The organism is Streptomyces sp. 150FB (assembly GCF_000818195.1).
Classification (GTDB): domain Bacteria; phylum Actinomycetota; class Actinomycetes; order Streptomycetales; family Streptomycetaceae; genus Streptomyces.
Genome location: NZ_JTHL01000001.1, coordinates 1399222 through 1409824, shown reverse-complemented (window position 1 = coordinate 1409824; position 10603 = coordinate 1399222). Strand labels below are relative to the sequence as shown.

Annotated in this window: 8 protein-coding genes and 1 pseudogene; 4 read left to right on the top strand and 5 right to left on the bottom strand. The window is 69.4% G+C overall.

Features of this window, described 5'->3' with window-relative positions; translation table 11 throughout:
* Positions 1-451: 451 nt before the first annotated feature.
* Together QR77_RS05645 and QR77_RS05640 are read right to left on the bottom strand one after the other, a co-directional pair.
* Positions 452-1759, bottom strand: a complete 1308-nt coding sequence (locus QR77_RS05645; RefSeq protein WP_040020024.1) for an MFS transporter — start codon at positions 1757-1759, stop codon at positions 452-454.
* On the bottom strand, positions 1756-2364 hold the full coding sequence (locus QR77_RS05640; RefSeq protein ID WP_040020023.1) for a helix-turn-helix domain-containing protein: 609 nt from the start codon (positions 2362-2364) through the stop codon (positions 1756-1758). The genes QR77_RS05645 and QR77_RS05640 overlap by 4 nt, the downstream gene beginning before the upstream one ends.
* Positions 2365-2977: 613 nt before the next feature.
* On the opposite strand from QR77_RS05640, the gene QR77_RS43220 reads away from it, so the two are divergent.
* Positions 2978-3373: a DUF1707 domain-containing protein gene (locus tag QR77_RS43220; protein WP_078876491.1), complete on the top strand. Its 396-nt coding sequence runs from the start codon at positions 2978-2980 to the stop codon at positions 3371-3373.
* Positions 3374-3490: 117 nt separating this feature from the next.
* Here the strand turns inward: QR77_RS43220 and QR77_RS05625 are convergent, their stop codons facing one another.
* Positions 3491-3997, bottom strand: a complete 507-nt coding sequence (locus tag QR77_RS05625; protein ID WP_040020018.1) for a hypothetical protein — start codon at positions 3995-3997, stop codon at positions 3491-3493.
* Between the two features lie 191 nt (positions 3998-4188).
* Between QR77_RS05625 and QR77_RS05620 the strand changes: the two genes are divergently transcribed.
* Together QR77_RS05620 and argH are read left to right on the top strand one after the other, a co-directional pair.
* Positions 4189-5382, top strand: a complete 1194-nt coding sequence (locus tag QR77_RS05620; RefSeq protein WP_040020017.1) for an argininosuccinate synthase — start codon at positions 4189-4191, stop codon at positions 5380-5382.
* A 72-nt stretch (positions 5383-5454) separates the two neighbouring features.
* The gene (gene argH, locus QR77_RS05615) at positions 5455-6882 is read left to right on the top strand and encodes an argininosuccinate lyase (RefSeq protein WP_040020016.1); all 1428 of its coding nucleotides are present in this window, start codon (positions 5455-5457) and stop codon (positions 6880-6882) included.
* Between the two features lie 136 nt (positions 6883-7018).
* Here the strand turns inward: argH and QR77_RS05610 are convergent, their stop codons facing one another.
* Positions 7019-8005 (bottom strand): aldo/keto reductase, encoded by a 987-nt coding sequence (locus tag QR77_RS05610; RefSeq protein ID WP_040020015.1) that lies wholly within the window; start codon positions 8003-8005, stop codon positions 7019-7021.
* Between the two features lie 117 nt (positions 8006-8122).
* Positions 8123-8886, bottom strand: a pseudogene (locus QR77_RS05605) (lysophospholipid acyltransferase family protein).
* 367 nt (positions 8887-9253) lie between these two features.
* Between QR77_RS05605 and QR77_RS05600 the strand changes: the two are divergent.
* On the top strand, positions 9254-10423 hold the full coding sequence (locus QR77_RS05600) for a glycerophosphodiester phosphodiesterase (protein WP_040020013.1): 1170 nt from the start codon (positions 9254-9256) through the stop codon (positions 10421-10423).
* Positions 10424-10603 lie beyond the last annotated feature (180 nt).

Below are 10603 nucleotides of genomic sequence, written 5' to 3'. Positions count from 1 at the left end.
CGTCCCCGGGGAGTCTCCCCCCTGGGGCCGGCCCCCTCAAGTTGCAGTTGCGGTGGAGGGGTGGGTGTCAAGGGTGGAGCGGAGCGGAATCGGCGCAGCCGACGCGACGAAGGAGCGCCCTTGACGCCCACCCCGGAACCGCGAAAATCAAGAGAAAGGGGCGGCCCGACCCTCGCTATCACGGACCCGGCCCACCCCGACCGCCCCTCCGTTTGAACCCGCACCCCAAACAACCCCCACCCCGCCCGATCACCCAGCAACCAAGGCCTCTCCCGAGTCCATCGGCGCCCACCACGCCCGCCCAACCAACCCTCCCGCCACCGCAGCCACCCGCTAGCCCGGCGTCCTGGTGCCCGGCGCGCGAGTTCGCGCAGCGACAACTCCCCCATCACACAGCGCAGTTCGGCGGCCAAGGTTTCTTCCTCCGCGTGCGGCATCGCATCCCCGGGGGTCAGGAAGCCAATGGTCGCGCGTCCGGGCCGCTGTCCGGAGCTACCGGATTGTCGGGTGTCAGGGAACGGACGCGTGGGATCGGCGAGGGAAGTAGCCAGAGCACCGACAACGCTCCGCCGATGGCGCCGATGAGGAGGGTCACCCGGAGGTCGATGAGGGTGGCGAGGAGGCCGCCGAGGACGGCGCCCACCGGGCGTAGGCCGTAATTGATCGTGCTGTACGCGCCGGCGACTCGGCTGCGCATGCCGTCGGGGATCACGGCTGCCTGAACGGAGTTGAGGTTGACGTCGAAGAGCATGACGCCGACGCCGGAGAGGAACTCCGCCAGGGCCAGGGCTCCGGCGCGAGCCCAGAGGGGGCCGCCCGCGGCAGCGGCGATGGCGATCGGTGCCGGGTACAGCACAGCACCCACAACTATGCTCCGGCCCACGCCAAACCTTCGCGAGACCTTCGGGGCGATGACCGCGCCAAGGAGCGAGCCGGTGGCGCCGATTCCGAACGCCATGCCGATGACTCCGGCGGTCAGTCCGAGGTTCCGGCTGGCGAACAGCACGATCAGTCCGCTGCCCGCGACAAAGGTGAAGAAGTTGACGGTCGCCGCGCACCCGAGGCTCGCCCGCAGCACCGGGTGACGGATGACGAACACCAAACCCTCCCTGGCGCGCCGCAGCAGCGGGGGTGTCGTTTGGTCGGGGGCGGCCGGCGGTTCGTCGATCGAAACCCGACCGACCAGAATCGCGGACGCCAGGAACGTCAGGGCGTCGACGACGACGGCGACGGGAGCGGTCAACGCCTGGACCAGAGCGCCACCGATCGCCGGGCCGGCGACGTACGACGCGGAACGGCTGGTGCTGAGCTTGCTGTTCGCGTCCACGTAGGACGACCGGGGCACCAGGTGGGCGAAGAACGGCGGATAGGCGGTGTTGAACAACACCCCTGCGGCGCCGGTCAGTAACGCCACGGCGTACAACTGACTCAGCGTCACCGCCCCCAGCAGATAGGCAGCGGGGAGGGAGAGCAGTACCGCGGCACGCACCAGGTCGGCGAGAACCATCAGGCGCCGCTTGTGGACCTGGTGGTCGACCCAGGCGCCGAGGACGATCGCGAGCAGGGTCGGGGTCCAGATGAGCGCGGTCAGCCATGCGACCTGATTGGCTGAAGCGTGCAGCGCCCCCACCGCGATCAGTGGCAGGGCCAGTTCGGTGATCCGGTCGCCGAACTGCGAGATCGACTGGCCGGCCCAGAAACGACGGAACCGCTGGTCACGCCAGAGCGATACGGGTATGGACCGGTCCGCGGCGGTCATGACGTCCCGCCGGTCTGGTCCTCGGCGCCCTCGGGCAGGGCGTATCGCAGCAGCCGGACGCCACGGCCGTCGGCCGGACGCGCGGCCTCGTCACGCGTTACGTAGGGCGCGAGGACGCGTTCGATCGCGTTCTCGATGGCGGAGAGTTCGTCGGCGGAGACGACGACGCGGGTGGTGGCCAGGCCGGCGAGCCGTCGCCACGCCGGTTCGAGATGGGGTTCGACCTCGGCAGCCCACCGGTTCGGCAGGTCTCCCGAGCGCAGGAACATCTCCTGGGACAGGACCCGCGCGGCCGACCTGCCCTCCTCGTCGGCCGGGTCCTCCGGCGCCTCGAACCGGAAACCGCGCGCCACCGCCTCCCACCGCCGCTGGCGGCGGTCCGGGCCGGGCTCGGCATCGCGGACCAGGCCGAAGCCCGCGAGGTGCCGCAGATGCCAACTCGTTACTGACGGGGTCGCTCCCACATCGGGCGCGAGTTGCGTCGCCGTCGCGGGCCCGTGCCGCTGCAGGCGTTCGAGAATCGCCAGCCGCACCGGGTGCGCCAGCGCCCGCATCGCTTGCGGATCAGTGATCTCGATATCGCCCAGTCGATTACCAGATTCCATGACGTGAGAGCTTCCTCTCACATATCGTGAGAGTCAAGTCTCACATCTCCGGAACGCCGGGCCGCCGCGTAATGCAGGTTCCGTTTCGCCGGCACCCGTGCCCTAGATGAAGAGACCGCCGCCGTGGCCAGCCCGCTTGTGCGGGTTCCGCCGCAGTCCGCGCGTGAGCTTGCCGACCGTGCCGGGCTTCCTGCTGACCGGCTCTACTACCACCTCGGTCAGCTCGAACGGGCGGGGCTGATCGAGATCTCCGAGTACAGGCCGCTGGCCCGCGGCAAAGTTGAGCGGATCTATGCCCCCGCAGTCACGGACCCCCCAGCGATGCCGCGACACCGGAAGAGATGGCTGAGTTCCTCGGCTCGATGCTGGACGCCACCCGGGCCGACATCAACGCCGCTTACCGGTCCAAGCAGGCCGGCGACCGCCGGGAGGTCGATCTTCATCGTGGTGCGCTGCGACTGACCGACGAAAGCGCTCGCCGAGCTGCGCGGCCACATCGAACGGCTCGCCACCCGATTCGGGGACCACGACGCCCCAGGGGTCTGGACGCGAGTCGTCATCGCGGTCGTCGACCTGCAAAACCGCCCAGCCCCGGACGCCGCAGCCCTGGAGCCTGAGAGGTCGTCATGAACGACAGCGACGAGTCCGCGGCAAGCCCGTCTTACGAGCCTCGGACGCCGAGCGCGACCGCGTCGAGGCGCGGCTGCGACACCACTACGCGGTCGGCCGGCTGACGCTGCCCGAACTCGAAGAACGTGTGGTCCTGGCCTTGCAAGCACGTACCCGTGGTCAACTCGATGCCCTCGTGAGGGATCTGCCGGGCGGGGTGGACGAACTCGCGCCACCCACTCCTGTCAAGGGCATCGACTCCCGCCTGCTGATCATCCTGCTGTGCACCGCCCCACCTGCGGCGCTCGTCTACTGGCTCATCTGCCAACGCGCGGCACATCGAAGGAGCCCACGGCCGCGGGCCCTGGAAGACGATTCCGGAGGAGGAGATCCGTACTGACCGTCCCAGATCGATCATGCTGGTACCCGCCGTCACAGCCGTTCCCCAAGGCTGAGTGGCATCAACTCCCATCACTCGCGCCCCGCCCCAGCGCCGGGAGCGCGCCCAGGTCATCCGTCACTGCTCCCCGATGGGTGGCTGTCGGGCGAGGAACTCCTCGAACGCCGCTTTCTGCTTCGGGTCCATGAAGCCTTGGCGTACGTTGCGGGCCTGCTCCTCGAGCCACTGCGCCTCGTAGGGGTTCAGGAGTTCGGCGACCACCGCGCCTCCGCGAGCGACCGCCGTGCGGCCTCCCGCGCGGCGGCGAAAGAGCGTGAACGGGCCGAATTCCGCTGGGTGGGCCAGTTCCGGCTTTTCCGTATCAGTCAGGTCCTCGTCCTCGTCCTCGTCCTCGGCGTCGCTGTTCTCGTCCTCGGTGTCGCTCGTAGGGAAGGCGGTGGGGGCCCAGTGCTCCCAGAGCGCCAGCGTGGCCGAGGGCACCAGCACGGCGCGTTCCGTCCCCTGACGCCCTTCCCACATGAACGTGACAGTGACGGGCTCGCCGACCGCCTCGGCCAGCCCGAGCACCCTCTCCATCTCATCGTTGACCGGGTACCCCGCCACCACGTCTATCCGAATTCCCATGGTGCCTGAGGCTACTGGCCGCCTCTGACATGCCAGTCCCGCTACGGGGACCGCCTGCTGGCCGCGCCGCGGTTCCGGCGGGAGTCGGCCCCTCAAGCGCGACCGCACCCCCGAATCCGAGGCGTTTTGACAAAACATACGGACCCTTGCATAGTTATACCCATCAGTGAATGCATCGTAAGGAGATACCCGTGACCGAGCGCGTCGTACTCGCCTACTCGGGCGGCCTGGACACCTCCGTCGCCATCGGCTGGATCGCCGAGGAGACGGGCGCCGAGGTCATCGCCGTTGCCGTGGACGTCGGCCAGGGCGGCGAGGATCTCGACGTCATCCGCAAGCGCGCCATCGCCTGCGGTGCGGTCGAGGCCGAGGTCGCGGACGCCAAGGACGAGTTCGCCGACGAGTACTGCCTCCCGGCGATCAAGGCGAACGCCCTGTACATGGACCGCTACCCGCTGGTCTCCGCGCTCTCCCGGCCCGCGATCGTCAAGCACCTCGTCGCCGCCGCGCACAAGCACGGCGCCGGCATCGTGGCCCACGGCTGCACCGGCAAGGGCAACGACCAGGTGCGGTTCGAGGCCGGTATCTCCGCGCTCGGCCCCGACCTCAAGTGCATCGCCCCGGTCCGCGACTACGCGATGACCCGTGACAAGGCGATCGCCTTCTGCGAGGAGAAGAACCTCCCGATCGCGACCACCAAGAAGTCCCCGTACTCCATCGACCAGAACGTCTTCGGACGCGCCGTCGAGACGGGCTTCCTGGAGGACATCTGGAACGCGCCGATCGAGGACATCTACGAGTACACCCAGAACCCCGCCGAGCCCCGCGAGGCCGACGAGGTCGTCATCTCCTTCAAGGAGGGCGTCCCCGTCGCCATCGACGGCAGGCCCGTCACCGTCCTCCAGGCGATCCAGCAGCTCAACGAGCGCGCCGGCGGCCAGGGCATCGGCCGGCTCGACATGGTCGAGGACCGGCTCGTCGGCATCAAGTCCCGTGAGGTGTACGAGGCTCCCGGCGCGATCGCGCTGATCACCGCGCACCAGGAGCTGGAGAACGTCACCGTCGAGCGTGAACTCGCCCGCTACAAGCGGCAGGTCGAGCAGCGCTGGGGCGAACTGGTCTACGACGGCCTGTGGTTCTCGCCGCTCAAGCGCGCCCTGGACGGCTTCATCAACGAGGCCAACCAGCACGTCACCGGCGACATCCGGATGACCCTGCACGGCGGTCGCGCCGTGGTCACAGGACGCAAGTCCTCCGAATCCCTCTACGACTTCAACCTCGCGACCTACGACTCGGGCGACACCTTCGACCAGTCCAAGGCGCAGGGCTTCATCGAGATCTTCGGCCTGTCCTCGAAGATCGCGGCCAAGCGCGACCTGGCCTGACCCCTTCGCGACCCGGCCGCCTCCCCGCAGTGGCGGGGAGGCGGCTTTCTTCCCCCTTCCTGAGGAGCAGAGTTGAGCAGCAACAAGGGCGATGTCCGGCTCTGGGGCGGCCGTTTCGCCGACGGCCCCTCGGACGCGCTGGCGGCCCTCTCCGCCTCCGTCCACTTCGACTGGCGGCTCGCCCCGTACGACATCGCCGGCTCCCGCGCCCACGCGCGTGCGCTCCGTAAGGCAGGGCTGCTCACCGACGACGAGGCCACCCGTATGCTGGCCGGCCTCGACGACCTCGAATCGGCCGTCGCCGACGGCTCGTTCACCGGAACCGTCGCCGACGAGGACGTCCACACCGCGCTCGAACGCGGCCTGCTGGAGCGCCTCGGCCCCGACCTCGGCGGCAAGCTGCGCGCGGGCCGGTCCCGTAACGACCAGGTCGCCACGCTCTTCCGGATGTATCTGCGCGACCACGCCCGGATCATCGGCGGTCTGATCACCGGCCTCCAGGAGGCCCTGGTCGGCCTCGCCGAGGCGCACCCGTCCGTCGCCATGCCCGGCCGCACCCACCTCCAGCACGCCCAGCCGGTCCTCTTCGCCCACCACATGCTGGCCCACGTCCAGTCCCTCTCCCGGGACGCCGAACGCCTGCGGCAGTGGGACAAGCGCACCGCCGTCTCTCCCTACGGCTCCGGCGCGCTGGCGGGCTCGTCGCTGGGCCTCGACCCGGAGGCGGTCGCCGCTGACCTCGGCTTCGAACGCGGCTCGGTCGGCAACTCCATCGACGGTACGGCGTCCCGCGACTTCGTCGCCGAATTCGCCTTCGTCACCGCGATGATCGGCGTCAACCTGTCCCGGATCGCGGAGGAGATCATCCTCTGGAACACGAAGGAATTCTCCTTCGTCACCCTCCACGACGCCTTCTCCACCGGCTCCTCGATCATGCCGCAGAAGAAGAACCCGGACATCGCCGAACTGGCCCGGGGCAAGTCGGGCCGCCTCATCGGCAACCTCACGGGCCTGCTGGCCACGCTGAAGGCGCTGCCCCTCGCGTACAACCGCGACCTCCAGGAGGACAAGGAGCCGGTCTTTGACTCCTGCGATCAACTGGAGGTTCTGCTGCCCGCCTTCACGGGCATGATGGCGACCCTCACCGTGAACCGCGCCCGCATGGAAGAACTGGCCCCGGCCGGTTTCTCCCTCGCCACCGACATCGCCGAGTGGCTGGTCAAGCAGGGCGTGCCGTTCCGGGTGGCGCACGAGGTCGCGGGGGAGTGCGTCAAGGAGTGCGAGGCGCGCGGCATCGAGCTGGACCAGCTCACCGACGAGCAGTTCGCGAAGATCTCGGAACACCTGACCCCTGAGGTCAGGTCGGTCCTCAACGTGCACGGCGCACTGGCCTCCCGCAACGGCCGGGGAGGTACGGCGCCCTCCGCCGTCGCCGTACAGCTCTCGGAGGTCAAGGCGGACCTGGTGATCCAGCAGGCGTGGGCCACGGCGAAGAGGTAGAGAAGAAGACGCAGGAGAGGCAGGAGGGGGGCCGGGGTGGTCGTCGGAGGTACGTGTCCTTGTCCGGATACGTAGCCCCCGGAGGCCCCGCCCCCCCGCCCCGCCCCGTACTTACGCCGCCGGCCCAGCCACCCGCTTACGCCACGTCGTCGAGCCTGGACCGCTGCTCCTCTGTGAGCTCCAGGTCCACCGCCGCCAAGCTCTCCTCCAACTGCTCCACCGACGACGCCCCCACCAGCGGAATCGACGGAATCTCGGCCCCGATCAGCCAGGCCAGCACCACCTGGTTCACCGTCGCGCCGGTCTCCGCCGCCACCTCCCGCAGCGCCGCCAGCCGCGCCGGCGTGCCCGCGTGATCGAACTCCGGACCCAGCGGCTTGTCCGCGCGTACGTAACTCCCCGACAGCAATGGGGAGTACGCGACGAGCGTCAGTCCCGGCTCGGCCCGTGCGTAACTGAGCAGGTCCCCGCCGACCGTCCCCAGATCGCCGTCCGGGCTGAGCGCGTTCGGGAGGTCGGTGCGGCGGCGCAGATACGTGTGGTGGTACTGGAGGACCTCGTACCCCGGCAGCCCCTCCGCCGCGGCCAGGCTCCGCGCGCGCTCCACCGCCCACGCCCGGTGGTTGCTCACCCCGAGCAGCCCGACCGTGCCTTCGGCGACGAGTTCGGCGAACGCGCGCACCGTCTCGCGGGGTTCGACCGTCGTGTCCGGGATGTGCGAGTACAGCAGGTGCAGCCGCTCCATGCCGAGCCGCTCGCGGCTCCCCTCCGCCGCCGCCCGGATCACCTTCGCCGACAGCCCCTCCGGGTTGTCGATGAACCCCGTCCCCGCGGAACGCGGCGCGGCGCCCAGCTTGGTGGCGATCGTGATCTCGTCGCCGATGCCCCGGCTGCGGCGCCAGCGGCCGAGGAGCGCCTCGCTCTCGCCGCCGACGGTGCCGTTCACCCAGTACGCGTAGTTGTCCGAGGTGTCGACGAACGTGCCGCCCGCCTCGACGTACCGGTCAAGAATCGCGAACGAGGTCTCCTCGTCCGTGACTGTCCCGAACAGCATCGCTCCCAGGCTCAGCACGCTCACCTCGCGGCGCGTCGCCGGGTCCTGGCCGATCGTGCGGTAACGCATGGGTGATCCCCCTCGTACGGCCCCGACGTGTCGTCCGGGCATCGGGAGGGAGTCTGCTTCTTCGCGTGGACTCCAAGTCAACCCAACCCGGGCTGACTTGGAGTGAAGCAGCCCGGGTTACGCGGCCTTCGCCTTGGTGGCGTACATGTCGACGTACTCCTGGCCGCCGAGCCGCATGACCTCGGTCATCACGGAGTCCGTCACGGCGCGCAGCACGTAGCGGTCACGCTCCATGCCGTCGTAGCGCGAGAACTCCATCGCCTTGCCGAAGTGGACCGCCACCTTGCCGGAGCGCGGCATGCCCTTGCCGTTCGTCTGGAGCTTGTCCGTGCCGATCATCGCGAAGGGCACCACCGGCGCGCCCGTCATCAGCGTCAGCCGTGCCATGCCCGTACGGCCGCGGTAGAGCCGGCCGTCGGGGGAGCGGGTGCCCTCCGGGTAGATGCCGAAGATGTTGCCCTGCTCCAGCACGCGGCGACCGGTCATCAGCGCGGCGACACCACCGCGTCCGCCGTCCCGGTCCACCGGGATCATTCCGACGCCCGTGAAGAACCAGGCCATCAGGCGGCCCTTCAGACCCTTGCCGGTGACGTACTCGTCCTTGCCGATGAAGAACACCTGGCGGTCGCAGACCAGCGGCATGATCATCGAGTCGATGAAGGTGAGGTGGTTGCCGGCGAGGATGACGGGACCGCTCGACGGAATGTTCTCGACACCTTCCACCCGGGTACGGAACATCAGGCGCACGAGCGGTCCGAGCACTGCCTTGATGAGCGTGAAGCGGGACAACAACGGGTCCTCCGGTGTCGTGGACGGTCAGGGCGACCGGCGAAGTCTGTGCAGCCCAGGACGATACTCGCGGGTCGGCCCGGATGACACATCGGGTTCGGAGATCCGATACACGGTGTTGACGCGTGTTTACACCGCGTTCGCCTCGCGGCCCCCCGGACGAAGGTCGCTTCGGCCTACGCTCGGGCCCCGCTCGGCATGTCTCGGCAGGTCTCGGGCGGGCGCGTGCCGAGCGGATATGCGCTGGATACGCCGGGGTACGCATCGGATACGGATCAGAGACGGGTCGGAGACGGATCAGGCACGCCTCGGATACGCGGACGAACGAACATGTGTCATGCGGCGGGACACGCGGGCAACACATGCATGCAACACGCGGGCAAGCAGGCACGCGGACACATAGAGACAGCAGACCAGCAGACACGCAGCGATGCGGACACACGGAGACAGGGAGCCTTCATGACACTGGGTGAGCGGAAAACCCCCGGGCGGCGGACCGTGCTGGGAGCGGCGGTACTGGGCTCGGCGGTCGCCGCGCTGCCGGCGACGGCCGCTGTCGCTGCCCCGGCGCCGACGGTGGCACTGGGGGGCGGTGGCCACGGGTCCACGCGCCCCGCGCTGCCGGTGCCCACCATCGTCGGCCACCGCGGGACCGCCGGTTACCGTCCCGAGCACACCCTCGGCTCGTACGAACTGGCGCTGGAGATGGGCGCCCATGTGATCGAGCAGGACCTCGTGCCCACCAAGGACGGGCACCTCGTCTGCCGTCACGAACCGGACATCACGGCCACCACCGATGTCGCCGACCACCCGGAGTTCGCCGCCCGCAGGACGACCAAGAGCATCGACGGGGTCAGCACCACCGGCTGGTTCACCGAGGACTTCACCCTCGCCGAGATCAAGACGCTGCGCGCCAAGGAGCGGATCCCGGCCAACCGCCAGCGCAACACCCTTTACGACGGGCACTGGCAGGTCCCCACGTACGAGGAGGTGCTGCGCTGGGCCGACGACGAGGGCCGCCGCCGGGGCAAGCCCATCTGGCTCTACACGGAGACCAAGCACCCCACCTACTTCCGGTCCATCGGCCTCGGCCTCGAAGAGCGCTTCGCGAAGCTGCTCCGCCGCTACGGCCGCGACCACAAGGACGCCCCGATATTCCTCCAGTCCTTCGAGCCGAGCAGCATGCAGCGGATGGCACACCTGGTGTCGGCGCCGCGTGTGGTGCTGCTCGACGCGGCCAACACCACCCCGTGGGACTTCAAGGTCGCCGGCGACACCCGTACGGTCGCCGATCTCGTCAAGCCCGCCGGGCTGAAGTGGATGGCGTCCTTCGCCCAGGGCATCGGCCCGACGCTCGACCTGATCATCCCGAAGGACGCCTCGGGCAAGCTGACGAAGCCGACCACGCTCGTACGGGACGCGCACGCGCAGGGCCTGATCCTGCACCCGTACACGATGCGCAACGAGAACACCTTCCTGCCCGCCGACTTCCAGCGGGGCACGGACCCGAACGCGTACGGCGACGCCTTCGGCGCCTTCAAGGTGTACTTCGAGACGGGCATCGACGGCATATTCACCGACAACGCCGACACGGGCCTGCTGGCGCGCGCGGACTTCGTCAGCCGCTGAGCCGCCGTGCCACGGTCGGGTGAACACCCCGGCCTGAGAGCAACCAGTCATGTCCGGCGGGGCGTCCCGCCGGACATGACGCCCGTCGAAACGACCACCGTCCCGCCCCCGCGCGCCGCGCCCGACACCGTCATCGGCGCGCTGGGCCCGCTCGTACGCGCCGAGGTGGCGGCCGAGGCG

What these genes read in the sequence shown, in the direction of transcription:
- QR77_RS05645 (WP_040020024.1), bottom strand. Translation starts at nt 1,759, where the DNA reads ATGACCGCCGCGGACCGGTCCATACCCGTATCGCTCTGGCGTGACCAG.
- QR77_RS05640 (WP_040020023.1), bottom strand. Translation starts at nt 2,364, where the DNA reads ATGGAATCTGGTAATCGACTGGGCGATATCGAGATCACTGATCCGCAA.
- QR77_RS05625 (WP_040020018.1), bottom strand. Translation starts at nt 3,997, where the DNA reads ATGGGAATTCGGATAGACGTGGTGGCGGGGTACCCGGTCAACGATGAG.
- QR77_RS05610 (WP_040020015.1), bottom strand. Translation starts at nt 8,005, where the DNA reads ATGCGTTACCGCACGATCGGCCAGGACCCGGCGACGCGCCGCGAGGTG.
- QR77_RS05600 (WP_040020013.1), top strand. Translation starts at nt 9,254, where the DNA reads ATGACACTGGGTGAGCGGAAAACCCCCGGGCGGCGGACCGTGCTGGGA.